Here is a 23477-nt window from a genome sequence, read left to right as displayed (position 1 = left end):
GGCGTTGTCTTAAACAAGCAAAAAGCCCCGACGATGAAACAGTCAGGGCTTTCGGAAGTAACGCACTGAAAATATTAACGAGGCAGTACGTCCTGAGGGAGATTGTAGAGCTGCGCAAGGGTCACGACATTATCGCTCGCGCCGTGAAGCGTGACGCTTGTCCCCTGCTTTTTCCCCACGGCAATCAGATGGGCAAGCAGCGCAACACCTGCCGTATCCACCCGCGTGACGTCGGTTAAGTCGATAAGCGTCACGCCCTGCATCGCTTCGTGGCGTTTGTCCCACAGTGGGTTCAGCAGATCCTGATCCAGTTCACCGGACAACTTTAATGTCTCGCCTTCACGCGACCAGCTGAGTTGCTGTGACATTACTTCTTCTCATCCAGAGTAATTTTCTGGCGAGAGATAGACTGCAGCTGAGCGGTCAGGCCATCAATGCCTTTGGTGCGCAGTAGGTCGCTCCATTCGTTCTGTTTGGTGGTGATCATGCTTACCCCTTCGGCAATCATGTCATACGCCTGCCAGTGACCGGTCTGGCTGTTTTTACGCCACTGGAAATCCAGACGAACCGGCGGACGACCGTTAGGATCGATGATCGTCACACGGATAGGGACGATGGTCGCATCGCCCAGCGGCTGCTCAGGCGCAATCTGATAGGTCTGGCCGTGATACATCGCCAGCGCCTGGCCATAAGCCTGTTTCAGGTATTCACGAAACGCGGCAAAGTAGGCATCACGCTGCGCAGGGGTCGCGTCTTTGTAATAACGTCCCAGCACCAGCGCACCCGCATATTTAATCTGCACGTACGGCAGCAGCTCCTGGTCAACAACGTCGCGCAGATAATCAGGATTAGCACGAATTTTAGGCTGTTCGTTTTTAAGACGGTCGAAGGTCTTCTTCGCCGCTTCGTCCATCAGTTTGTACGGGTTACTCTGATCCGCAGCGTGGGCGGCGGTTAGAGGGGCGATGACCAGCATGGCAACCATTAACAGTCGTTTAAACATGAATGACTTCTCCTGATATTAATTCGCAGCACCTGGCGTCGGTGCGACGTCGGTATGATCTTCGCTCTGCGCAGGGGCAGCGTCGGATTTTTTCTCATCCCCTTTACTGTTGTAAAGGAACTGACCAATCATATCCTCCAGAACCATCGCGGATTTCGTATCCTGAATGACGCTACCGTCTTTAAGGATAGTCGTTCCCAGCTCGGGATCTTCAAAGCCAACGTTAAGCGCCAGATATTGTTCGCCCAGCAGGCCGGAAGTACGGATAGAAAGGGAACTGGTGTCCGGGATATGGTTGTAACGCTCTTCGATATCCATCGCGACGCGGGGCAGATAGGTTTTCTCATCCAGCGTAATGTCAGATACGCGTCCGATCACCACGCCGCCGATGCGGACCGGTGAACGCGCCTTCAGCCCGCCGATGTTATCGAAGGTGGCATAGATGCGATACGTCGGCTCGGTGCGTACAGACGTGATATCCGCCGCTCTCAGGCAGATAAACAGCGCGGCCAGCAGCGCCAGCAGCAGGAATACACCGACCCAAATTTCATTTTTTCTCGTTTGCATGAACTCAATTCCCAAACATCAGTGCGGTGAGCACAAAATCCAGACCCAGTACGGCCAGCGACGAATGTACGACTGTACGTGTAGTTGCGCGGCTAATGCCCGCCGACGTCGGGATGGCATCGTAACCATTGAACAATGCAATCCAGGTGACCGTAATGGCAAATACCACGCTTTTAATCAGGCAGTTAACCAGATCCATTCGCAGGTCGATGGCGTCCTGCATCGCGGACCAGAAGAAACCGGCATCAATGCCTTTCCAGTGCACACCAACCAGCGAACCGCCCCAGATACCCACGGCGACAAACAGAATAGTCAGTAACGGTAAAGAGATCACCCCAGCCCAGAAACGCGGCGAGATCACGCGACGCAGCGGATCGACCGCCATCATCTCCATGCTGGAGAGCTGCTCGGTCGCACGCATCAGGCCAATTTCAGCCGTTAATGCCGACCCCGCGCGCCCGGCGAACAACAGCGCCGCCACAACCGGCCCCAGCTCGCGCAGCAGCGAGAGCGCCACCAGCATCCCGAGGCTGGTTTCCGCACTGTAGGTTGTCAGAACCAGATAGCCCTGCAGCCCAAGCACCATACCGATAAACAGACCGGAGACAATGATGATGAGCATCGACAGCACGCCGACATTATAAAGCTGCCGCACCAGCAGCGGTGCGTGCTTACGGAATTCCGGCTTGCCGACCAGCGCGTTGAATAACATCAATCCGGCACGCCCGAACGTCCTGATGGTTTTTATGCCACGGTGTCCGAGAGCGGCCAACGCATTTAACAGCATGAGTGGCTTAACTCCCTATTCCCAGTAAATCGTCACGATAGTCGCCCGCCGGGTAGCGGAACGGCACAGGGCCATCGGCAATACCGTCAAGGAACTGCCGCACGCGCGGATCGCAATTTTCCTGCAGCGCCTGAGCGCTACCGTGTGCGACGATCTTTTTGTCCGCCACAATATAGGCGTAATCGGCAATGCTCAATACTTCCGGTACATCGTGAGATACCACAATGCAGGTGACGCCAAGCGCGCTGTTCAGTTCAGAGATGAGCTTCACCAGCACGCCCATCGTGATGGGATCCTGTCCAACAAACGGTTCGTCGAACATGATTAAATCAGGTTCTAATGCAATGGCGCGTGCCAGCGCAGCGCGGCGCGCCATCCCGCCGGACAGCTCCGAAGGCATCAACTTTGCGGCGCCCCGCAAACCGACGGCTTCGAGCTTCATCATCACCGTGCTTTTCAGCAGTTCTGGCGGCAGGCTGGTATGCTCACGCAGCGGATAGGCCACGTTATCAAAGACATTCATGTCGGTGAACAAGGCTCCCGACTGAAAGAGCATGCTCATGCGTTTGCGGACAGTATACAGACGCGAGCGTGACATCTCCGGGATGTTTTCGCCATCAAAGAGGATTTCACCGCTATCAGGTGGGATCTGCCCACCAATAAGGCGCAGCAGGGTCGTTTTACCGATCCCGGACGGCCCCATGATGGCAGTGATTTTGCCACGCGGTACGGTCAACGAAATATCATCAAATATCAATCTGTTGGCGCGAGAAAAACTCACGCCGCGAACATCGACTAAATTCGCCATCGTTTGGCTCATTTATGGTTCCTTTATTACCCTGCTCACGTTAAGGCATGCCGCCTGAATCAGCCCTCAACTCCGCATTTTTACAGAATAATAGCCGTTGAGGTTAGCGAAAGCTGGCATTTGTTTTACTTTTCCGGCGCATAAAGTCAAAATTAGGAATTCGTTACGCCTCAGACTGTATGCAGTCCAGCCATTCCCGTGCGATGGACCGACGAGTATACCTGAAGAAAGGACTTTTGATGCTTTTAGCAACAGCACTGTTAATAATTGGTTTACTTTTGGTGGTCTACAGTGCTGACCGTTTAGTGTTTGCTGCATCTATCCTGTGTCGCCTGACGGGCGTACCGCCTGTCGTCATCGGGATGACCGTGGTGAGTGTTGGAACGTCACTTCCTGAAATCATCGTCTCTGTCTCGGCATCGCTGCATGGTCAGTTAGATCTGGCAGTAGGTACCGCGATTGGCTCCAACATCGTCAATATACTCTTGATTTTGGGCCTGGCCGCACTGCTCCATCCATTTCGCGTGCATTCTGATGTTCTGCGCCGTGAATTGCCGCTAATGTTAATCGTAAGCCTGCTGGCAGGCTGCGTATTTTACGATGGTGTGCTGAGCTACAGCGACGGCATTTTCCTGCTGGCGCTGGCCGTTATCTGGCTGCTGTACAGTGTTAAAATCGCCCGTCTGGCTGAGAAGCAGGGTCAGGATAGCCTCACGCGGGAGCAGGTCGCCGAACTGCCGCGAGAAGGCACGCTGCCTGTTGCCCTGCTCTGGCTTGGCGTTGCGCTGATCATCATGCCGATGGCAACGCGCATGGTCGTGGATAACGCGACCGTGCTGGCGAACTATTTCGCCATCAGTGAACTGACCATTGGCCTGACGGTGATTGCCATCGGCACCAGCCTGCCGGAGCTGGCCACGGCCATTGCGGGGGCACGTAAAGGTGAGGATGACATTGCCATTGGTAATATCATCGGTTCCAACATATTTAATATCGCCATTGTGATGGGCCTGCCGGCCCTGATAACGCCAGGGCCCTTTAATCCCCTGGCGTTCTCACGCGACTACGGCGTGATGTTATTGGTCAGCGTGATATTTGCCCTGCTCTGCTGGCGGCGGCAACGACAGATCGGCAAAGGCGCAGGCGCGCTGCTGACGGGTGGATTTATCGTATGGATGGCGATGCTGTACTGGCTCTCGCCTCTTCTCTCTGGGTAAACGGAAACGCATTATGTCGCAAATAGAATTGCAGCCGGGTTTTGACTTTCAGAAAGCAGGCAAAGAGGTTCTGGAGATTGAACGTGAAGGTCTGGCGCAGTTAGATCGGTACATTAATCAGGATTTTAGTCTGGCATGTGAGAAGATGTTCTACTGTGCCGGCAAAGTCGTGGTGATGGGGATGGGTAAGTCCGGCCACATTGGACGCAAAATGGCGGCAACGTTTGCCAGCACCGGAACCTCTTCCTTCTTTGTACATCCGGGGGAAGCCGCGCACGGTGACCTGGGTATGGTCACGCCGCAGGATATCGTCATCGCGCTGTCCAACTCCGGGGAGTCCAATGAAATTCTGGCGCTGATTCCGGTACTGAAGCGACTGCAGGTGCCGCTTATTTGCATGACCAGCCGTCCGGAAAGCAGCATGGCGCGGGCGGCCGATATTCACCTGTGCGTGAAAGTGCCTAAGGAGGCCTGTCCGCTCGGCCTGGCGCCGACGTCCAGCACCACCGCCGCACTGGTGATGGGTGATGCGCTTGCCGTCGCGCTGCTCGAAGCCCGCGGTTTTACGCCGGAAGATTTCGCGCTTTCCCACCCGGGCGGCGCGCTGGGGCGCAAGCTTCTGCTTCGGGTAAACGATATTATGCACACCGGGGATGAGATCCCTCACGTCAGTAAAGAAGCCTCCCTGCGTGATGCGCTGCTGGAAATCACCCGTAAGAATCTGGGTATGACGGTCGTGTGCGACGATCTGATGAAAATTCAGGGGATCTTCACCGATGGCGACCTGCGCCGCGTGTTCGACATGGGTGTAGATGTCCGCACGCTCGGCATTGCCGATGTGATGACGCCGGGCGGTATCCGCGTCCGTCCGGGTACGCTGGCCGTGGATGTGCTGAACCTGATGCAGTCCCGCCACATTACCTCAGTGATGGTTGCCGATGGCGACCAGTTGCTGGGTGTGGTACATATGCATGATCTGCTGCGCGCAGGCGTAGTGTAATGAAGGATAAAACAATGAGTAATGCGGGTGCATCCCTTGCAACCTGTTATGGACCGGTCAGTACCCAGATGATGGCAAAGGCGGAAAACATTCGTCTGCTCATCCTGGACGTGGATGGCGTACTCTCCGATGGCCTGATTTACATGGGCAATAATGGTGAAGAGCTGAAGGCGTTTAACGTTCGCGACGGCTACGGTATCCGCTGTGCGCTCACCTCGGGTATTGAGGTTGCTATCATCACCGGACGAAAAGCTAAACTGGTAGAAGACCGCTGTGAAACCTTAGGTATTACCCATCTGTATCAGGGTCAATCCGATAAGATGGCGGCGTTTAAGGATTTACTGGGTAAACTGGCTATCGCACCGGAAAACGTGGCCTACGTCGGGGACGATCTGATTGACTGGCCCGTGATGGCTGAAGTTGGGCTGAGCATCGCCGTTGCCGATGCGCATCCGCTGCTGATCCCGCGCGCTGACTACGTTACCCACATCAACGGGGGCCGTGGTGCCGTACGTGAAGTCTGCGATCTGCTTTTGCTGGCGCAGGGCAAGCTTGATGAGGCCAAAGGGCAATCGATATGAGTAAAACCAGACGCTGGATTATCATTTTGCTTTCGCTTGTCGCACTGGTATTGATTGGCGTGAACCTTGCCGATCGCGACGATCCGCAAACGGAAGTGGTCAACAATAACGATCCAACCTATAAAAGCGATCACAGCGACACCGTGGTCTACAGCCCGGAAGGCGCGCTGAACTATCGCCTGATTGCCCAGCATGTTGAATATTTTTCAGATGACGGTATTTCGTGGTTTACCCAACCTGTCATGACCACATTTGATAAGGACAAAGTGCCGACGTGGTCAATTAAGTCAGATCGGGCAAAACTGACAAATGACCGTATGCTTTATCTGTATGGCCACGTTGAAGTCAACGCCCTGACCGCTGACTCGCAACTGCGAAAAATTACGACGGATAATGCCCAAATTAACCTGGTAACCCAGAACGTGACCTCGCAGGATCTGGTCACACTGTATGGCACAACATTTAATTCCAGCGGTTTGAGAATGCGCGGGAACTTACGCAGCAAGAACGCCGAGCTGATTGAAAAGGTTAGAACCTCCTATGAAATTCAAAACAAACAAACTCAGCCTTAAAGTAATTATCGCCAGCGCGATGCTGGCGACCAGTCTCCCCGCGCTTGCTGTAACGGGCGATACCGACCAACCGATCCATATCGAGTCTGATACCCAGTCTCTCGATATGCAGGGCAACGTCGTCACCTTCACGGGTAACGTCGTCATGACTCAGGGCACCATCAAAATTAACGCCGACAAAGTGGTCGTGACCCGTCCGGGTGGCGAGCAGGGCAAAGAGATCATTGATGGTTACGGCAACCCGGCCACCTTCTACCAGATGCAGGACAACGGCAAGCCGGTGAAAGGCCGCGCTTCGCATATGCACTATGAGCTGGCGAAGGACCTGGTCATCCTGACCGGAAACGCGTATCTGGAACAGCTGGACAGCAACATTACCGGCGACCAGATCACCTATCTGGTGAAAGAGCAAAAAATGCAGGCCTCCAGCGAGAAAGGCAAACGCGTCACGACCGTCCTGGTTCCGTCGCAGCTGCAGGACAAAGGCAAAGGCCAGGCCCCGGCACAGAAGAAGAGTAACTAATTCGTTATGGCAACATTAACTGCAAAAAATCTCGCGAAGGCCTACAAGGGCCGCCGTGTCGTAGAAGATGTCAGTCTGACCGTCAACTCCGGCGAAATTGTAGGGCTGCTTGGCCCTAACGGTGCGGGTAAAACCACCACCTTCTACATGGTCGTTGGCATTGTGCCGCGCGATGCCGGCAACATTATCATTGACGATGAAGACATCAGCCTTCTGCCGCTGCACGCGCGCGCGCGTCGCGGGATCGGCTACCTGCCGCAGGAAGCCTCCATTTTCCGTCGTCTTAGCGTTTACGATAACCTGATGGCGGTCCTGGAAATTCGTAACGATCTGACCAGCGAACAGCGTCAGGATCGTGCCAACGAGTTGATGGAAGAGTTCCACATTGAGCATCTGCGCGACAGCCTCGGTCAGGCACTCTCCGGGGGTGAACGCCGTCGTGTTGAGATTGCACGTGCGCTGGCCGCAAACCCGAAATTTATCCTTCTGGATGAACCGTTTGCCGGCGTTGACCCGATCTCGGTTATCGACATTAAACGCATCATTGAACACCTGCGTGACAGCGGGCTTGGCGTACTGATCACCGACCACAACGTCCGTGAAACGCTGGCCGTGTGTGAACGCGCGTATATTGTCAGCCAGGGCAATCTGATCGCCCACGGTACGCCGCAGCAGATCCTCGAAGACGATCATGTTAAGCGCGTCTATCTTGGGGAAGACTTCAGACTCTGATAGGGTAGAGGTAACGTAACGCCGAACCGGAGAAAAATGCTCTGAACATGAAGCAAGGTTTGCAATTAAGGCTCAGCCAACAACTGGCAATGACGCCGCAGCTACAGCAGGCAATTCGCCTGTTGCAACTGTCCACGTTAGAACTTCAGCAGGAGCTCCAGCAGGCGCTGGACAGCAACCCCCTGCTGGAACAAACCGATCTTCATGACGAGGTAGATACTCAGCAGTCACAGGATACAGAAGCGCTCGACACCGCGGATGCACTCGAACAAAAAGAGATGCCCGACGAGCTACCGCTGGATGCCAGCTGGGATGAAATCTACACCGCCGGAACCCCTTCCGGTACGCGTGCAGACTACCAGGATGATGAGCTACCGGTCTATCAGGGAGAAACCACCCAGTCGCTGCAGGATTACCTGATGTGGCAGGTGGAACTTACCCCCTTCTCCGATACCGACCGCGCGATTGCCACCTCAATTGTCGATGCCGTTGACGACACCGGCTATTTGACCGTCACGCTGGACGATATCCTGGAAAGCATGGGCGACGAAGAGATTGAACTTGAGGAGATCGAAGCCGTTCTGAAGCGCATCCAGCGTTTCGATCCGGTAGGCGTGGCCGCAAAAGATCTGCGCGACTGCCTGCTGATCCAGCTTTCTCAGTTCAGCAAAGAGACGCCATGGCTCGACGAGGCGCGCTTAATCATCAGCGATCATCTTGATCTGCTGGCCAACCACGATTTCCGCAGCCTGATGCGCGTCACGCGCCTGAAGGAAGAGGTGCTGAAAGAAGCGGTGAATCTGATCCAGTCGCTCGATCCGCGCCCGGGACAGTCGATCCAGACCAGCGAACCCGAGTACGTGATCCCGGATGTGCTGGTCAGAAAACACAATGACCGCTGGGTCGTTGAACTGAATTCAGACAGCATCCCTCGCCTGCAAATCAACCAGCAGTATGCCTCCATGTGCACCAGCGCGCGTAACGACTCCGACAATCAATATATTCGTAGCAATCTTCAGGAAGCGCGATGGCTGATCAAAAGTCTGGAAAGCCGAAATGATACGCTGCTGCGCGTCAGCCGCTGTATTGTCGAACAGCAGCAGGCGTTCTTTGAGCAGGGCGAAGAGTATATGAAACCGATGGTACTGGCGGATATCGCCCAGGCCGTCGAGATGCATGAATCAACCATTTCCCGTGTCACCACGCAGAAGTATCTGCACAGTCCACGCGGTATATTTGAGCTTAAGTATTTCTTCTCCAGCCATGTGAATACCGAGGGCGGCGGCGAAGCGTCGTCAACGGCCATTCGTGCCCTGGTGAAGAAGTTGATCGCCGCGGAGAACCCCGCGAAGCCACTAAGCGACAGTAAGTTAACCACCATGCTGTCCGATCAGGGTATTATGGTGGCACGTCGTACTGTTGCGAAGTATCGAGAGTCTTTATCCATTCCGCCGTCCAACCAGCGTAAACAGCTGGTCTGACACAACCGATAAGGAAGACACTATGCAGCTCAACATCACTGGACAAAACGTCGAAATTACTGAGGCTTTACGCGACTTCGTGAACGCGAAGTTTGCAAAACTCGAGCAGTATTTCGAAAGGATCAATCAGGTCTATATTGTGTTGAAAGTGGAGAAAGTGACTCATATCTCGGATGCCACCCTGCATGTTAACGGGGGTGAACTGCATGCCAGTGCGGAAGGGCAAGACATGTACGCTGCTATCGACGGCTTGATTGATAAGCTTGCACGACAGCTCAATAAACATAAAGATAAACTGAAACAACACTAATTGTCCGGGCAGTTAACGGGTGCAAGACGGCCTGTTGTGAAACACAACAGGCCATTTGTACAGTTAGCGCTTAGGTGAAATTATGATGAACAACGATTCCGCTCTTCAACTGAGCAATGTCCTTAACCAGGAATGTACCCGCAGTGCGGTTCACTGCCAGAGCAAAAAACGTGCGCTGGAGATCATCAGTGAACTGGCTGCCAAACAGCTGGGCCTGCCGCCGCAGGTGGTGTTCGAAGCGATTCTGACCCGTGAAAAAATGGGCAGTACCGGTATCGGCAACGGCATCGCGATCCCGCACGGCAAACTGGAAGAGGATACCCTGCGTGCCGTTGGTGTGTTTGTGCAGCTTGAAACACCCATCGCCTTCGATGCCATTGATAACCAGCCCGTCGATCTCCTCTTCGCGCTGCTGGTGCCTGCCGACCAGACGAAAACCCATCTGCATACGCTGTCGCTGGTCGCAAAACGTCTGGCCGATAAAACCATTTGCCGTCGACTGCGCTCGGCCCAAAGTGATGAAGAGCTCTATCAAATTATCACTGAAGCAGAAGGCAATCAGGATGATGCATAACCAGGAGATGGCCTTCACATCTGTTGTCCTGAGGAGAAACGGAACATGGTGCTGATGATTGTCAGTGGCCGTTCAGGGTCGGGGAAATCCGTTGCTCTGCGCGCCCTGGAAGACATGGGTTTTTACTGCGTCGATAACCTGCCGGTCGTGTTGTTACCCGACCTGGCACGCACGCTGGCGGAGAGACAAACCTCTGCCGCCGTCAGTATCGACGTTCGTAACATGCCTGAATCGCCAGAGATCTTCGAACAGGCCATGAGCAACCTGCCTGACGCGTTCTCGCCTCAGCTGCTGTTCCTCGATGCAGACCGCAATACGCTGATCCGCCGCTACAGCGATACCCGTCGTTTGCATCCGCTTTCCAGCAAGAACCTCTCTCTGGAGAGCGCTATCGATGAAGAGAGCGACCTGCTGGAGCCGCTGCGTTCTCGTGCCGACCTGATTGTCGACACCTCTGAGATGTCCGTTCACGAGCTGGCGGAAATGCTGCGTACCCGGCTGTTGGGTAAACGCGAGCGCGAACTGACGATGGTGTTCGAATCCTTCGGCTTTAAGCACGGTATTCCGATTGATGCGGATTACGTTTTCGACGTGCGCTTCCTGCCGAACCCGCACTGGGATCCAAAACTGCGTCCAATGACCGGTCTGGATAAGCCGGTGGCGGCGTTCCTCGACCGGCACACAGAAGTACACAATTTTATCTACCAGACGCGAAGCTACCTTGAGCTATGGTTACCTATGCTGGAGACAAACAATCGTAGCTACCTGACGGTGGCGATTGGCTGTACCGGCGGTAAACATCGTTCGGTTTACATCGCCGAACAGCTGGCCGACTATTTCCGCTCGCGCGGGAAGAACGTTCAGTCCCGTCATCGCACGCTGGAAAAACGTAAAACATGACCGTAAAACAAACCGTTGAGATCACCAACAAGCTGGGTATGCATGCACGCCCGGCGATGAAGCTGTTTGAGCTGATGCAGGGTTTCGATGCAGAGGTTCTGCTGCGGAATGACGAAGGCACCGAAGCGGAGGCGAACAGCGTGATTGCGCTGCTGATGCTGGATTCCGCCAAAGGGCGCCAGATTGAAGTAGAAGCCACCGGCCCTCAGGAAGAGGAAGCGCTGGCGGCGGTGATTGCCCTGTTTAACGCAGGGTTCGACGAAGATTAAGGTCTGCTATTCAGGCGGGTAGCGCTGCGCTTACCCGCTCTACATAAGATTATTACGCTGCATAAACTCCTCTCCACCCAGCTGATTCATCTGGCGCATAATCCACGCCTGACGGCTTCGCACATAACCTGATGGGGCACTGGCCTTAAAGCGGATAGGGTTCGGTAACACAGCGGCCAATAGCGCCGCTTCTGACATGCTCAGACGGCTGGCTGGCTTATTGAAATACCGCTGTGCTGCAGCTTCCACGCCAAATATACCGTCGCCAAACTCAGCGACGTTGAGATAGACGGTCAGAATGCGTTTTTTGCTCCAGACCGTTTCCATCCCCAGGGTCAACCCTGCTTCCAGCCCTTTTCGCACCCAGCTTCGACCATCCCACAGAAACAGGTTTTTGGCCGTCTGCTGCGACAAGGTTGATGCCCCGCGCACGCGGTTTTCATGGCGTTCGTTATGGGCTAGCGCCTTCTCAATGGCCGCCACGTCGAACCCCCAGTGCTCCGGGAATTTCTGGTCCTCCGCCGCGATGACCGCCAGCCCCATGAACGGGGAGATCTCGTCCATGCTCACCCAGTCAGAGTGGGCAACGTAGCTGAAATCGCCGCTGAACCACGCGCTAAGCTGGCGCTCAACCATAACGGCAGAGAACGGAACCGGCATAATGCTGAATAAAGCCAGCCCGCCTCCCCAGAATACCGCCAGCACAAGTACGATGCGCAAGAGAAAACGTTTCACCCCTGCGCCTGCGGCAAATTTACGCCTCATTCAGTCAGCACCAGCACGCGAGCCACCAGCTTTTCAATACCTGAGGCCGCCTCAGCGATATTATTCGCCAGCATATAAGCCGGCGTGGTGACAATTTTGTTATCTTCATCAACCACAATGTCATCAACCGGGCACGGAACGTGTTCGCCCCCCATTTCCTCGACGATCTCTGCGGTATCAATATCCGTCCCGATAGTCAGGCGCAGCGGGAAATCAAAAATCCTGGGCAGCATTGCCGGCGCGATGCAGATAAAGCCCTGCGGTTTTCCTGCCGCGTGCATGGCCTGCGACAGCGCCTTTAAATGAGGATCGACCTGACACTCCGCGCCCTGCGCAGCAAAGGTACTGAGATTTTTGGCCGCACCAAACCCACCCGGCACAATGAGCGCATCAAGCTCTGTAGGGTCTGCCTGAATAAGAGCATGGATATCACCTCGCGCAATACGCGCGGCTTCAATCAGTACATTACGGGTTTCCGCCATCGGCTCGCCGGTCAGATGATTAATCACATCCGCCTGATTTTTGTCCGGCGCAAAACAAATAACCTCTGCTCCCTGCTTAGCCAGGGCCAGCAGCGTGATTACGGCTTCATGTATTTCAGAACCATCGTAAACACCGCATCCGCTCAGCACGACACCAATCTTTTTCATCATGACAATCCTTTTCTGCAACTTGCTGAAGCACATTAATAATTTTGATTAAAACGCTATGCTTCACACATTTCACTGATTCATGTAACAAACCATTTAAGATTTGCTATCTTATCTGCGTGCGGCCTAAATTTTTCAGGCAGCGCCCTTTCGAAAATAACTTTATAAAACAGGCGCAGCCACGATTTCCCTGGTGTTGGCGCAGTATTCGCGCACCCCGGTTAATCCGGGGTCATTTTTTTCTGGCGTCTACCCAGGCTTTAAGCACCGCCACATCGTTTTGCCACTCTTGTTTCATCTCTTCAACCCAATCACCCACGTTATCTTCCCATGCGGGTAAATCAGGCGACTGAATCTGTTGACCCAGCTGCTGCAGATGGCGTAAGCCAACCGAGCCGGCGGCACCTTTGATTTTATGTCCTTCTTCGACGATGCCCTTCTGGTCACGAGCCGTCAGGTTTGATTCCAGCACGCTCAGATAGCCCGGCATCATTTTTTCGAACACCGCCAGACCATCGGTAATCAGTTTCGGACCCACCAGATCGATGTACTGCTCCAGCATCGCGGTATCGAGTATCGTTTGGGCTTTTGCGCTATCAACAGACGTCATGGTGCTCTCCTCTTCATCACGGGTATCCCAGAACTTCTTAATCATGGCGGTCAGAGCAGGCACCGCCAGCGGCTTGCTGAGTACATCGTCCATACCGGCATCGAGATACTCTTTTTTGTCTTTCAGCACGTTCGCCGTCAGCGCCACCAGCGGCGGCAGCTCGTCGGCCGCGTACTGACGCGTCAGCTCACGCGAGATATCCAGCCCGGTCATATCCGGCAGCTGAATATCCAGCAGAACAAGATCGTATTCGCCCGGTTTAAACATCTCCAGCGCGGCCTTACCGGTCATCGCGACATCCACGCTGTTGCCCAGTTTTTCCAGCACCGAGCGCGCCACAATCACGTTCAGCTCAATGTCTTCCACCAGCAGGACGTGCAGCGCTGGCAGCGGCATGTCGTCGTTTTCAAAGGTATCCTCAACCTCCTCCGCCACCGCCGGCGCATGGACCGTCAGCGTGAAGGTTGATCCTTTGCCCGGCAGGCTGACAACGGTGATATCGCCACCCATACTCTTCGCCAGCCGCTTAGAGACCGCCAGGCCAATGCCTGTTCCGGTAGCCGGTTTCCCGCCGTTGCTGTCCTTCACCTGGTAGTACATCGCGAAAATTTTGTCCTGCTCCTCCTGCGGAATACCCATCCCGGAGTCTTCCACCTCGAAGTGCAGCATATCGCCTTCGTCATAGCGGATGCGCACCGCCACCTGCCCCTTCTGGGTAAATTTCACCGCGTTGCTGATAAGGTTCCACAGGATCTGGCGCAGACGCGTGCCGTCAGTCACCACTTTATGCGGTAGCGGCAGGTTTGGCTCCATGACAAAGCTCAGTCCCTTCTGCTGCGCCTGCAGGCCGGAGAGATTTTCGAGGTCGGCAAGGAAGCTGGTGAAATCAACAGGCTGATTATCAAGCTGAACTTTACGGCGCTCCATCTTATCCATATCAATAATATCGTTGAAGATATTACCCAGCGTGACCGCGGATACATGGATAGTCTTGAGGTATTTTTCCTGCTCTGCTGTCAGGTCGGTATCCAGCAGAATACGGCTCAGCCCGACAATGCCATTAAGCGGCGTACGCAGCTCGTGGCTGATGGTGGAGATAAAGGTAGTCTTATCGCGGCTGGCGCGCTCCAGAGCGTCCTGGTAGCGCTTACGCTCGGTGATATCGCGGCCAAAGCCCATCAGGCCGTGGCGTTTCCCCACGCGGTCATAGTAGGGCACCTTACGGATCTCAAAGCAGGCTTTGCGTCCGTCCGGGTAATCCAGCCACTGTTCATAGGTCAGCGAGACGTTATGGCGGAATACTTTTTCGTCCGTCTCCATGACCTTGGCCGCCGCCTCTTCAGAGTAAACGTCCTGCGGCTTCAGGTTAATCAGCTGCTTCTCGCTTTTCCCGGTGAGCAGCTCCATCGCCCGGTTACAGCCGGAAAACTCTTTATCTTCATTACGGTAAAACACCAGATCCGGCGAAGCATCAAGGAACGACCGCAGGAAAGAGGATTGCTGTTCAAGCTGGATCTGCGTGACCTCGCGCTCTTTCATTTCGATTTTCAGCTGCTCCAGCGTGGCCTGACGCTCGGCTTCCGCCTTCTCACGATCGGAGATCTCCTGATTCAGCTGCGCAATGTTGTCTTTAAGCTGGACGTTGAGCTTCAGGTCGCGCTCGCGCATCTCTTCCAGTTTATCGACCAGTTTTGACAGACGCTGACGGGACTCTTCCAGCTGTTCAACCACTACGGAAAGGAAATAGACCGCCCAGGGCGTAATGAGCAAGCCAAAGAAGATGGAGCGGATAACGTCGATACTCTCGACCTGACCATGCAGAACCATGGTGACGGCCATTTGCACAACAATGGCCAGAACGACCAGCGCCAGCGCAAGCAGCATGGAGAAACGCACCAGCCCAAGCTTCATCATCAGGTCGACGTAATACTGGGCAAGCATTCGAATTTGCTTCATAGAGGATCCCTTCACGACTTTATCGCTCAATAATACTCAAATTCAGGGCGAGGCGTTGAAGGTTGTGAGAAAAAGTGCGGGGTGAAACAGGAGATTAGCCTCGCTCCCGGTTAACCGGAAGCGAGGAGAGGTCAATCAGGAGCGTTTCAACAGCAGCCAGAGGCTGATCAGGAGGAAACTGGCGCTTGGCAGCAGCGCACCAATTATCGGCGGAATGCCATAAACCAGCGTCAGCGGACCGAAGATCTGATCGAGCACGTAGAACACAAAGCCGAAGCTGATACCGGTCACGACGCGCACGCCCATCGGCACGCTGCGTAACGGGCCGAAGATAAACGACAGCGCCATCAGCATCATCACCGCCACGGACATCGGCTGGAAGATCTTGCTCCACATGTTGAGCTGATAACGTCCTGCGTCCTGCCCGCTCGACTTCAGGTATTTCACATAGTTGTGCAAACCGCTGATGGAGAGCGCGTCAGGATCCAGCGCCACAACACCGAGCTTATCGGGCGTCAGGTTGGTTTTCCACGTACCGGTTACCGTCTGAGAACCCGTAATCTGTTTCGGATCGGTCAGGTTAGATTCATCAACCTGGGACAAACGCCACTGTTTATGTTCGGCGTCAAATTTTGCCGAAGAGGCGTGTCGGACTGACTCCAGACGGCGCTGGTCATCGAAAGCATAGATGCTCACCCCACCCAGCTCATCATTCCCCTTCACCCGTTCGATGTAGACGAAGTTTTTACCGTCTTTAGCCCATAAACCTTGTTGGGTCGAGAGCAGCGAGCCGCCGTACATGGCCTGCGCACGGTAGTTACGCGCCATCTGTTCACCCTGCGGCGCGACCCACTCGCCAATCGCCATGGTCAACAGCACCAGTGGGATCGCGGTTTTCATTACCGACAGCGCAACCTGCATGCGGGTAAAGCCCGAGGCCTGCATAACGACCAGCTCACTGCGCTGCGCCAGCATCCCCAGCCCCAGCAGCGCGCCCAGCAGGGCCGCCATCGGGAAGAAGATCTGTACATCTTTCGGCACGCTGAGCAGGGTATACATCCCCGCGCCCATCGCGTCATAGCTCCCCTGGCCGGCTTTTTTCAGCTGATCGACAAATTTGATAATGCCGGAGAGCGACACCAGCATGAACAACGTCATCATGATGGTGGTAAAAATGGTTTTACCGATATAGCGATCAAGAACGCCAAACGCCTGCATTAGATGGCTCCTTTACGCGAGAATCGGGCACGTATGCGGCGCACAGGCACCGTATCCCACAGGTTTAATCCCAGCGCCAGTAAGATGTACAGGCTGTTGACGAACCATGTCCAGACCATAGGGTCCAGCTTACCCTTCGCGCCGTTAGAACGAATCGAGGTTTGCAGCAGGAAATAGATCAGGTAAAGCAGCATCGCCGGCAGCATAGAGAGCACGCGGCCCTGGCGCGGGTTCACCACGCTCAGCGGAACGACAATCAGCGCCATCATAAACACGGTGAATACAAGCGTAATACGCCAGTGGAACTCAGCACGCGCCCTGTCGGTATCGGTATTCCACAGGGTACGCATGTCCATTTGCTCGGTATCCGTTGGATCGAGCGCCACCGCCTGATGGCCGATAATGGCCTGATAGTTCTGGAAATCCGTAATACGGAAGTCGCGCAGCATGGCTGTGCCTTCGAAACGGGTGCCTTTGTTCAGCGTCACGATCTGAGAACCATCTTTGCGCTGAGCAAGCTGGCCGGAGTCTGCAACCACCACGGAAGGACGCGCGTTACCTTTGGGACGTAACTGCGCCAGGAATACGTCGTTGAATTTACTGCCGTCAACGCTCTCAATGAACAGCACGGAGTTACCGTCGGTCGCCTGCTGGAACTGCCCCTGGGCTAAGGCTGCCATGCCGGGGTTGGCTTTCGCTTCGGCCAGCACTTCGTCCTGATGACGGGAAGACATGGGACCCGCCCACATCACATTCACCGCCGCGACAATACCCGTGAACAGCGCCAGTATCATGGCCGCTTTCACCAGTACCGCTTTGCTCAGGCCACAGGCATGCATCACCGTGATTTCACTCTCGGTGTAGAGTTTCCCAAGCGTCATGAGCAGGCCAAGGAAAAGACTTAGCGGCAGGATGAGCTGCGCCATTTCCGGGATCCCTAAGCCAAGCAGGGAAAGCACCAGATTTGTTGGAATTTCGCCGTCAACGGCCGCACCGAGGATCTTAACCAGCTTCTGACAGAAAAAAATCAGCAGCAGGATGAAGAGGATCGCCAGTTGGCTTTTGAGCGTCTCCCGCACCAGATATCTTATGATTATCACTTTAAATACGCCCGTAAAAACCCGTCTCTTTGCTGGAAAATCGCTTGTTTCATGGCTTAAACGTCATTTATTCTCTTGAGTCGTCGAAATCATCGCTAAGATTAAAACATCCGGCGGATTCACGCTTCAGGACTTTTTCTGACGTGTCGAAACCGTAGTAACGTAAGATTAACACGAAGTCACCACAACAGCGGACATGAGTTACGAAAGGTTTCAATTCTATCCGTAGCTGCCGCCGTTGTCTTTAAGATTCAGGAGCGTAGTGCATGGAGTTCAGTGTAAAAAGCGGTAGCCCGGAGAAACAGCGGAGTGCCTGCATCGTTGTGGGCGTCTTTGAACCACGCCGACTCTCCCCGATCGCCGAGCAACTCGATAAAATCAGTGACGGCTATATTAGCGCCCTGCTGCGCCGTGGCGAACTGGAAGGCAAACCTGGGCAGACGCTGTTACTGCACCATGTTCCGAACGTACTGTCAGAACGTATTCTGCTGATTGGCTGCGGCAAAGAACGCGAGCTGGATGAACGTCAGTATAAGCAGGTAATTCAGAAAACAATCAATACGCTGAATGATACTGGCTCAATGGAAGCCGTCTGCTTCCTGACGGAGCTGCACGTTAAAGGGCGTAACACCTACTGGAAAGTGCGTCAGGCGGTTGAAACGGCAAAAGAGAGCCTGTACAGCTTCGATCAGCTGAAGACCAATAAAAGCGAGCCGCGTCGTCCTCTGCGTAAAATGGTCTTTAACGTGCCAACCCGTCGCGAGCTGACCAGCGGCGAACGCGCGATCCAGCACGGTCTGGCGATCGCGGCCGGCATTAAAGCGGCTAAAGATCTCGGCAACATGCCGCCTAACATCTGTAACGCGGCATACCTGGCCTCTCAGGCGCGTCAGCTGGCCGACGCCTACAGCAAAAACGTCATTACCCGCGTCATCGGCGAACAGCAGATGAAAGAGCTGGGGATGCACTCTTACCTGGCGGTCGGTAACGGCTCGCAGAACGAATCCCTGATGTCCGTCATCGAGTACAAAGGCAATCCGTCCGAAGACGCGCGCCCGATTGTGCTCGTCGGTAAAGGCCTGACCTTCGATTCCGGCGGTATCTCCATCAAGCCTGCCGAAGGCATGGATGAGATGAAATACGACATGTGCGGTGCGGCGGCGGTTTACGGCGTGATGCGCATGGTCGCGGAACTGCAGTTGCCTATCAACGTGATCGGCGTACTGGCGGGCTGCGAAAACATGCCTGGCGGGCGCGCCTATCGTCCGGGTGACGTTCTGACCACCATGTCCGGCCAGACCGTTGAAGTGCTGAACACCGACGCCGAAGGCCGTCTGGTGCTGTGTGACGTGCTGACCTATGTTGAGCGCTTCGAGCCGGAAGCGGTGATTGACGTCGCTACCCTCACCGGAGCCTGTGTGATTGCGCTGGGTCACCATATCACCGGCCTGATGTCGAACCACAATCCTCTGGCGCACGAGCTTATTGGTGCCTCAGAGCAGGCCGGGGATCGCGCATGGCGTCTGCCGCTGGGTGACGAGTATCAGGATCAGCTGGAGTCTAACTTTGCGGATATGGCGAACATTGGCGGACGTCCTGGCGGGGCGATCACCGCGGGCTGCTTCCTGGCACGCTTCACCCGCAAGTACAACTGGGCGCACCTGGATATCGCGGGCACCGCATGGCGCTCCGGTAAAGCCAAAGGCGCAACCGGCCGTCCAGTGGCGCTGCTGTCGCAGTTCCTGCTGAACCGCGCAGGTTTTAACGGCGACGAGTAAGTCAACACGGCAGTAAACCGTAGGCCGGGTAAGGCGAAGCCGCCACCCGGCTTAAGCATTTAAAGTGAGCACAAGAAGCCCCATATATGAAGAATGCAACGTTCTACCTTCTGGACAACGACACCCATCAGGATGGCCTCAGCGCCGTAGAACAGCTGGTGTGTGAAATTGCCGCAGAACGTTGGCGCGCAGGTAAACGCGTTCTGATTGCCTGTGAAGATGAACAGCAGGCGATTCGCCTGGATGAAGCGCTGTGGGCGCGCCCCCCGGAGAGTTTTGTGCCGCATAACCTGTCGGGCGAAGGCCCGCGCGGCGGTGCACCGGTTGAAATTGCCTGGCCGCAAAAGCGCAACAGCAGCGCGCGCGATATTTTGATTAGCCTGCGGATAGATTTTGCAGATTTTGCCACCGCTTTCACAGAAGTGGTAGACTTTGTCCCTTACGAAGAATCTTTGAAACAACTGGCGCGCGAACGCTATAAAGCGTACCGCCTGGCTGGTTTTAACCTGAATACGGCAACCTGGAAATAATGGAAAAGACATATAACCCACGCGATATCGAACAGCCGCTTTACGAGCACTGGGAACAGCAGGGCTATTTCAAGCCTAACGGCGACGAAAGCAAAGAGTCCTTCTGCATCATGATCCCGCCGCCGAACGTCACCGGCAGTTTGCATATGGGTCATGCTTTCCAGCAGACCATCATGGACACCATGATCCGCTATCAGCGTATGCAGGGTAAAAACACCCTGTGGCAGGCGGGGACTGACCACGCGGGTATCGCGACCCAGATGGTGGTTGAGCGTAAAATTGCCGCTGAAGAAGGAAAAACCCGCCACGACTACGGTCGCGACGCGTTCATCGACAAAATCTGGCAGTGGAAGGCGGAATCCGGCGGCACCATTACCCGTCAGATGCGCCGTCTCGGCAACTCCGTGGACTGGGAGCGCGAGCGCTTCACCATGGACGAAGGCCTGTCCAACGCCGTTAAAGAAGTCTTCGTCCGCCTGTACAAAGAAGACCTGATTTACCGCGGCAAACGCCTGGTAAACTGGGATCCAAAACTGCGCACCGCCATCTCTGACCTGGAAGTGGAAAACCGCGAGTCTAAAGGCTCCATGTGGCACATCCGCTATCCGCTGGCCGATGGCGCAAAAACCGCCGACGGCAAAGATTACCTGGTGGTCGCAACGACCCGTCCGGAAACCCTGCTGGGCGATACCGGCGTGGCCGTTAACCCGGAAGATCCGCGTTATAAAGATCTGATCGGCAAATTCGTGGTGCTGCCGCTGGTAAACCGCCGTATTCCGATTGTGGGCGACGAACACGCCGATATGGAAAAAGGCACCGGCTGCGTAAAAATCACCCCGGCGCACGACTTCAACGACTATGAAGTTGGTCGTCGTCACGCCCTGCCGATGATCAACATTCTGACCTTCGACGGCGATATCCGCGAAAGCGCAGAAGTGTACGATACCAAAGGCAACGAATCCGACGTTTACTCCAGCGACATCCCGGCTGAGTTCCAGAAGCTGGAGCGTTTTGCCGCGCGTAAAGCCATCGTGGCTGCCGTTGACGCGCTCGGCCTGCTGGAAGAGATCAAACCTCACGATCTGACCGTGCCGTACGGCGACCGTGGCGGCGTGGTTATCGAGCCAATGCTGACCGACCAGTGGTACGTGCGTGCCGACGTGCTGGCGAAACCGGCTGTGGAAGCGGTTGAAAACGGCAGCATTCAGTTCGTGCCGAAGCAGTACGAAAACATGTACTTCTCCTGGATGCGCGACATTCAGGACTGGTGTATCTCCCGTCAGCTGTGGTGGGGTCACCGTATTCCGGCGTGGTACGACAACGAAGGCAACGTTTACGTTGGCCGTAGCGAAGACGAAGTGCGTCAGGAAAACAACCTGAGCGCGGACATTGCGCTGCGTCAGGACGAAGACGTGCTGGACACCTGGTTCTCCTCCGCGCTGTGGACCTTCTCCACCCTCGGCTGGCCAGAAAACACCGACGCGCTGCGTCAGTTCCACCCAACCAGCGTGATGGTCTCCGGCTTCGACATTATCTTCTTCTGGATTGCCCGCATGATCATGATGACCATGCACTTCATCAAAGACGAAGACGGCAAGCCGCAGGTTCCGTTCCATACCGTCTACATGACCGGTCTGATCCGCGACGACGAAGGCCAGAAGATGTCCAAGTCCAAGGGGAACGTGATTGACCCGCTGGATATGGTTGACGGTATCTCTCTGGAAGATCTGCTGGAAAAACGTACCGGCAACATGATGCAGCCGCAGCTGGCTGAGAAAATCCGCAAGCGCACCGAGAAGCAGTTCCCGAACGGGATCGAGTCTCACGGTACCGACGCCCTGCGCTTCACCCTGGCGGCACTGGCCTCAACCGGTCGTGACATCAACTGGGACATGAAGCGTCTGGAAGGTTACCGTAACTTCTGTAACAAACTGTGGAACGCCAGCCGTTTCGTGCTGATGAATACCGAAGATCAGGATTGCGGCTTCAACGGCGGCGAGATGACGCTGTCTCTGGCAGACCGCTGGATCCTGGCGGAATTCAACCAGACGGTGAAAGCGTTCCGCGAGGCGCTGGACAGCTACCGCTTCGATATCGCGGCGGGCATTCTGTATGAATTCACCTGGAACCAGTTCTGCGACTGGTATCTGGAGCTGGCGAAGCCGGTGATGAACGGCGGCACTGAGGCGGAGCTGCGCGGCACGCGCAACACGCTGATTACCGTTCTGGAAGGTCTGCTGCGCCTGGCGCATCCGGTCATTCCATTCATCACCGAAACCATCTGGCAGCGCGTGAAGGTGATTGCAGGCATCAACGCCGATACCATCATGCTGCAGCCGTTCCCGGAATTCGATGCGGCCAAGGTTGATGAAGCGGCGTCCGCGGATACCGAGTGGCTGAAACAGGCGATCGTTGCGGTACGTAACATCCGTGCTGAAATGAACATCGCCCCAGGCAAACCGCTGGAGCTGCTGCTGCGTGGCTGCAGCGAGGCTGCCGTTCGTCGCGTCAACGAGAACAACACCTTCCTGAAAACCATGGCGCGTCTGGAAAGCATCACCGTGCTGCCTGCGGATGACAAAGGTCCGGTTTCCGTGACAAAAATCATCGACGGCGCCGAGCTGCTGATCCCAATGGCGGGCCTGATCGACAAAGACGCCGAGCTGGCTCGTCTGGCGAAAGAAGTGGCAAAAGTCGACGTGGAAATTGGCAAAATCGAAAGCAAGCTGGCGAACGAAGGCTTTGTCGCCCGCGCGCCGGAAGCGGTCATCGCGAAAGAGCGCGAGCGTCTGGTTGCCTTCGCCGATGCGAAGACCAAGCTGATCGAGCAGCAGGCGGTTATCGCAGCCCTGTAATGCTTTTACCCCTTACGCTTCAGGGCGTAAGGGGTATCCTTCCTGAAAACTCCTCGCTTGCACTCCCCTTTCTGCGGTGCTATTAACAGCAGTTATGTGTCAATTTTTGTAATGAGTAATGCTATGAGCGTGATTACCCCCGTCGCGACGACGATGCGCCGGATCGCTGAGCAGGATAACCCGGCAATCGCCGCCGTTATCCGCACCGTTTCTGCCGAATATGGCCTGACGGCTGACAAAGGCTACACGGTTGCTGACCCTAACCTGGACGAGCTTTACCAGCTCTACAGCCAGCCAGGGCATGCCTACTGGGTAATCGAGCAGAACGGCCTGGTGGTGGGCGGCGGCGGCGTGGCGCCCCTCAGCTGCAGCGAACCGGATATCTGTGAACTACAGAAAATGTATTTCCTGCCAACGGCGCGCGGGCAAGGACTGGCAAAAAAGCTGGCGCTGATGGCGCTGGACCACGCGCGCAAGCAGGGTTTTACACGCTGCTACCTTGAAACAACCGCTTTCCTCAAAGAGGCCATCGGCCTTTATGAACATCTGGGCTTTGAGCATATCGATGCGCCGCTGGGCTGTACCGGCCACGTTGATTGCGAAGTCAGGATGCTGAAAAGTCTGTAAGTTTCGTTCCTGCCCTCTTCTGTTAAGCGGCTGTAAACTGAATGCTCTACACTCTCAGTTCACA

25 protein-coding genes are annotated in these 23477 nt (G+C 55.2%); 15 read left to right on the top strand and 10 right to left on the bottom strand.

Annotation, left to right across the window (positions count from 1 at the left end):
* Positions 1-74 precede the first annotated feature (74 nt).
* Genes mlaB through mlaF form a run of 5 tightly spaced genes read right to left on the bottom strand, consistent with a single transcriptional unit; the run spans position 75 to position 3177 of the window.
* Complete coding sequence (gene mlaB, locus M2422_RS17060; RefSeq protein ID WP_023309350.1) at positions 75-368, bottom strand: lipid asymmetry maintenance protein MlaB; 294 nt, start codon at positions 366-368, stop codon at positions 75-77.
* Positions 368-1003 (bottom strand): phospholipid-binding protein MlaC, encoded by a 636-nt coding sequence (gene mlaC / locus M2422_RS17055; RefSeq protein WP_033146748.1) that lies wholly within the window; start codon positions 1001-1003, stop codon positions 368-370. The genes mlaB and mlaC overlap by 1 nt, the downstream gene beginning before the upstream one ends.
* An 18-nt stretch (positions 1004-1021) precedes the next feature.
* Positions 1022-1570 (bottom strand): outer membrane lipid asymmetry maintenance protein MlaD, encoded by a 549-nt coding sequence (gene mlaD / locus M2422_RS17050; protein WP_033147081.1) that lies wholly within the window; start codon positions 1568-1570, stop codon positions 1022-1024.
* 4 nt (positions 1571-1574) lie between these two features.
* Positions 1575-2357 (bottom strand): lipid asymmetry maintenance ABC transporter permease subunit MlaE, encoded by a 783-nt coding sequence (gene mlaE, locus M2422_RS17045; RefSeq protein WP_010436044.1) that lies wholly within the window; start codon positions 2355-2357, stop codon positions 1575-1577.
* A 7-nt stretch (positions 2358-2364) separates the two neighbouring features.
* The gene (mlaF, locus tag M2422_RS17040; RefSeq protein ID WP_024906354.1) at positions 2365-3177 is read right to left on the bottom strand and encodes a phospholipid ABC transporter ATP-binding protein MlaF; all 813 of its coding nucleotides are present in this window, start codon (positions 3175-3177) and stop codon (positions 2365-2367) included.
* A 227-nt stretch (positions 3178-3404) separates the two neighbouring features.
* Here mlaF and M2422_RS17035 point away from each other — a divergent pair, with 227 nt between their 5' ends.
* The 11 genes from M2422_RS17035 (at position 3405) to npr (ending at position 11324) form a co-directional block, all read left to right on the top strand.
* Positions 3405-4382 carry a calcium/sodium antiporter gene (locus M2422_RS17035; protein ID WP_023309354.1) on the top strand — a complete coding sequence of 326 codons (978 nt, stop codon included), beginning with the start codon at positions 3405-3407 and terminating at the stop codon, positions 4380-4382.
* 13 nt (positions 4383-4395) lie between these two features.
* Positions 4396-5382, top strand: coding sequence for an arabinose-5-phosphate isomerase KdsD (gene kdsD / locus M2422_RS17030; RefSeq protein ID WP_032659705.1), 987 nt, complete (start codon positions 4396-4398; stop codon positions 5380-5382).
* A gap of 14 nt (positions 5383-5396) precedes the next feature.
* Complete coding sequence (kdsC, locus tag M2422_RS17025; RefSeq protein WP_023309356.1) at positions 5397-5963, top strand: 3-deoxy-manno-octulosonate-8-phosphatase KdsC; 567 nt, start codon at positions 5397-5399, stop codon at positions 5961-5963.
* Positions 5960-6535 carry an LPS export ABC transporter periplasmic protein LptC gene (lptC, locus tag M2422_RS17020; RefSeq protein WP_064673370.1) on the top strand — a complete coding sequence of 192 codons (576 nt, stop codon included), beginning with the start codon at positions 5960-5962 and terminating at the stop codon, positions 6533-6535. Before kdsC ends, lptC begins: the two co-directional genes overlap by 4 nt.
* Complete coding sequence (gene lptA, locus M2422_RS17015) at positions 6504-7058, top strand: lipopolysaccharide ABC transporter substrate-binding protein LptA (protein ID WP_033146750.1); 555 nt, start codon at positions 6504-6506, stop codon at positions 7056-7058. Before lptC ends, lptA begins: the two co-directional genes overlap by 32 nt.
* A 6-nt stretch (positions 7059-7064) precedes the next feature.
* Positions 7065-7790 carry an LPS export ABC transporter ATP-binding protein gene (lptB, locus tag M2422_RS17010; RefSeq protein WP_033146751.1) on the top strand — a complete coding sequence of 242 codons (726 nt, stop codon included), beginning with the start codon at positions 7065-7067 and terminating at the stop codon, positions 7788-7790.
* 47 nt (positions 7791-7837) lie between these two features.
* Positions 7838-9271, top strand: a complete 1434-nt coding sequence (gene rpoN / locus M2422_RS17005) for an RNA polymerase factor sigma-54 (protein WP_047060252.1) — start codon at positions 7838-7840, stop codon at positions 9269-9271.
* A gap of 22 nt (positions 9272-9293) precedes the next feature.
* Positions 9294-9581, top strand: a complete 288-nt coding sequence (gene hpf / locus M2422_RS17000; protein WP_008501444.1) for a ribosome hibernation promoting factor — start codon at positions 9294-9296, stop codon at positions 9579-9581.
* Between the two features lie 82 nt (positions 9582-9663).
* Positions 9664-10155 carry a PTS IIA-like nitrogen regulatory protein PtsN gene (gene ptsN, locus M2422_RS16995; protein WP_008501443.1) on the top strand — a complete coding sequence of 164 codons (492 nt, stop codon included), beginning with the start codon at positions 9664-9666 and terminating at the stop codon, positions 10153-10155.
* A 45-nt stretch (positions 10156-10200) separates the two neighbouring features.
* Positions 10201-11055 (top strand): RNase adapter RapZ, encoded by an 855-nt coding sequence (gene rapZ / locus M2422_RS16990; RefSeq protein WP_014885397.1) that lies wholly within the window; start codon positions 10201-10203, stop codon positions 11053-11055.
* Positions 11052-11324, top strand: a complete 273-nt coding sequence (gene npr / locus M2422_RS16985; RefSeq protein WP_003861872.1) for a PTS phosphocarrier protein NPr — start codon at positions 11052-11054, stop codon at positions 11322-11324. The genes rapZ and npr overlap by 4 nt, the downstream gene beginning before the upstream one ends.
* Positions 11325-11363: 39 nt before the next feature.
* Here npr and mtgA read toward each other — a convergent pair whose 3' ends face one another.
* From mtgA to lptF, 5 genes are all read right to left on the bottom strand, one after another.
* Entirely contained in the window at positions 11364-12089 is a 726-nt protein-coding gene (mtgA, locus tag M2422_RS16980; protein ID WP_064673371.1) for a monofunctional biosynthetic peptidoglycan transglycosylase, read from the bottom strand.
* Entirely contained in the window at positions 12086-12739 is a 654-nt protein-coding gene (gene elbB, locus M2422_RS16975) for an isoprenoid biosynthesis glyoxalase ElbB (RefSeq protein ID WP_039260518.1), read from the bottom strand. The genes mtgA and elbB overlap by 4 nt, the downstream gene beginning before the upstream one ends.
* Positions 12740-12971: 232 nt before the next feature.
* Positions 12972-15305 carry an aerobic respiration two-component sensor histidine kinase ArcB gene (arcB, locus tag M2422_RS16970; protein ID WP_064673372.1) on the bottom strand — a complete coding sequence of 778 codons (2334 nt, stop codon included), beginning with the start codon at positions 15303-15305 and terminating at the stop codon, positions 12972-12974.
* A 135-nt stretch (positions 15306-15440) separates the two neighbouring features.
* A complete protein-coding gene (gene lptG, locus M2422_RS16965; RefSeq protein WP_024906346.1) occupies positions 15441-16523 on the bottom strand; it encodes an LPS export ABC transporter permease LptG in 1083 nt (360 codons plus the stop codon).
* Entirely contained in the window at positions 16523-17623 is a 1101-nt protein-coding gene (lptF, locus tag M2422_RS16960) for an LPS export ABC transporter permease LptF (protein ID WP_024906345.1), read from the bottom strand. The genes lptG and lptF overlap by 1 nt, the downstream gene beginning before the upstream one ends.
* A 266-nt stretch (positions 17624-17889) precedes the next feature.
* On the opposite strand from lptF, the gene pepA reads away from it, so the two are divergent.
* The 4 genes from pepA (at position 17890) to M2422_RS16940 (ending at position 23413) form a co-directional block, all read left to right on the top strand.
* A complete protein-coding gene (gene pepA / locus M2422_RS16955) occupies positions 17890-19401 on the top strand; it encodes a leucyl aminopeptidase (RefSeq protein ID WP_023309366.1) in 1512 nt (503 codons plus the stop codon).
* Between the two features lie 86 nt (positions 19402-19487).
* On the top strand, positions 19488-19931 hold the full coding sequence (gene holC / locus M2422_RS16950) for a DNA polymerase III subunit chi (protein ID WP_008502815.1): 444 nt from the start codon (positions 19488-19490) through the stop codon (positions 19929-19931).
* Positions 19931-22786, top strand: a complete 2856-nt coding sequence (locus M2422_RS16945) for a valine--tRNA ligase (protein WP_064673373.1) — start codon at positions 19931-19933, stop codon at positions 22784-22786. Before holC ends, M2422_RS16945 begins: the two co-directional genes overlap by 1 nt.
* Positions 22787-22909: 123 nt before the next feature.
* Positions 22910-23413 carry a GNAT family N-acetyltransferase gene (locus tag M2422_RS16940; protein WP_064673374.1) on the top strand — a complete coding sequence of 168 codons (504 nt, stop codon included), beginning with the start codon at positions 22910-22912 and terminating at the stop codon, positions 23411-23413.
* Positions 23414-23477 lie beyond the last annotated feature (64 nt).

Source organism: Enterobacter sp. SLBN-59, from assembly GCF_024807915.1.
In the GTDB taxonomy this organism is placed as follows: Bacteria; Pseudomonadota; Gammaproteobacteria; order Enterobacterales; family Enterobacteriaceae; genus Enterobacter; species Enterobacter asburiae_B.
Note: the sequence above shows the minus strand (reverse complement) of the source record. Positions and strands in the feature narration are given on the sequence as shown.

Coding starts and splice junctions, on each gene's coding strand:
- kdsD (WP_032659705.1), top strand. CDS start 4,396: ATGTCGCAAATAGAATTGCAGCCGGGTTTTGACTTTCAGAAAGCAGGC.
- holC (WP_008502815.1), top strand. CDS start 19,488: ATGAAGAATGCAACGTTCTACCTTCTGGACAACGACACCCATCAGGAT.
- rapZ (WP_014885397.1), top strand. CDS start 10,201: ATGGTGCTGATGATTGTCAGTGGCCGTTCAGGGTCGGGGAAATCCGTT.
- mlaF (WP_024906354.1), bottom strand. CDS start 3,177: ATGAGCCAAACGATGGCGAATTTAGTCGATGTTCGCGGCGTGAGTTTT.
- hpf (WP_008501444.1), top strand. CDS start 9,294: ATGCAGCTCAACATCACTGGACAAAACGTCGAAATTACTGAGGCTTTA.
- lptB (WP_033146751.1), top strand. CDS start 7,065: ATGGCAACATTAACTGCAAAAAATCTCGCGAAGGCCTACAAGGGCCGC.
- kdsC (WP_023309356.1), top strand. CDS start 5,397: ATGAGTAATGCGGGTGCATCCCTTGCAACCTGTTATGGACCGGTCAGT.
- mlaC (WP_033146748.1), bottom strand. CDS start 1,003: ATGTTTAAACGACTGTTAATGGTTGCCATGCTGGTCATCGCCCCTCTA.
- mlaD (WP_033147081.1), bottom strand. CDS start 1,570: ATGCAAACGAGAAAAAATGAAATTTGGGTCGGTGTATTCCTGCTGCTG.
- M2422_RS16945 (WP_064673373.1), top strand. CDS start 19,931: ATGGAAAAGACATATAACCCACGCGATATCGAACAGCCGCTTTACGAG.
- M2422_RS16940 (WP_064673374.1), top strand. CDS start 22,910: ATGAGCGTGATTACCCCCGTCGCGACGACGATGCGCCGGATCGCTGAG.
- arcB (WP_064673372.1), bottom strand. CDS start 15,305: ATGAAGCAAATTCGAATGCTTGCCCAGTATTACGTCGACCTGATGATG.
- mlaE (WP_010436044.1), bottom strand. CDS start 2,357: ATGCTGTTAAATGCGTTGGCCGCTCTCGGACACCGTGGCATAAAAACC.
- ptsN (WP_008501443.1), top strand. CDS start 9,664: ATGATGAACAACGATTCCGCTCTTCAACTGAGCAATGTCCTTAACCAG.
- mlaB (WP_023309350.1), bottom strand. CDS start 368: ATGTCACAGCAACTCAGCTGGTCGCGTGAAGGCGAGACATTAAAGTTG.
- elbB (WP_039260518.1), bottom strand. CDS start 12,739: ATGAAAAAGATTGGTGTCGTGCTGAGCGGATGCGGTGTTTACGATGGT.
- lptC (WP_064673370.1), top strand. CDS start 5,960: ATGAGTAAAACCAGACGCTGGATTATCATTTTGCTTTCGCTTGTCGCA.
- pepA (WP_023309366.1), top strand. CDS start 17,890: ATGGAGTTCAGTGTAAAAAGCGGTAGCCCGGAGAAACAGCGGAGTGCC.
- mtgA (WP_064673371.1), bottom strand. CDS start 12,089: ATGAGGCGTAAATTTGCCGCAGGCGCAGGGGTGAAACGTTTTCTCTTG.
- npr (WP_003861872.1), top strand. CDS start 11,052: ATGACCGTAAAACAAACCGTTGAGATCACCAACAAGCTGGGTATGCAT.
- rpoN (WP_047060252.1), top strand. CDS start 7,838: ATGAAGCAAGGTTTGCAATTAAGGCTCAGCCAACAACTGGCAATGACG.
- M2422_RS17035 (WP_023309354.1), top strand. CDS start 3,405: ATGCTTTTAGCAACAGCACTGTTAATAATTGGTTTACTTTTGGTGGTC.
- lptG (WP_024906346.1), bottom strand. CDS start 16,523: ATGCAGGCGTTTGGCGTTCTTGATCGCTATATCGGTAAAACCATTTTT.
- lptA (WP_033146750.1), top strand. CDS start 6,504: ATGAAATTCAAAACAAACAAACTCAGCCTTAAAGTAATTATCGCCAGC.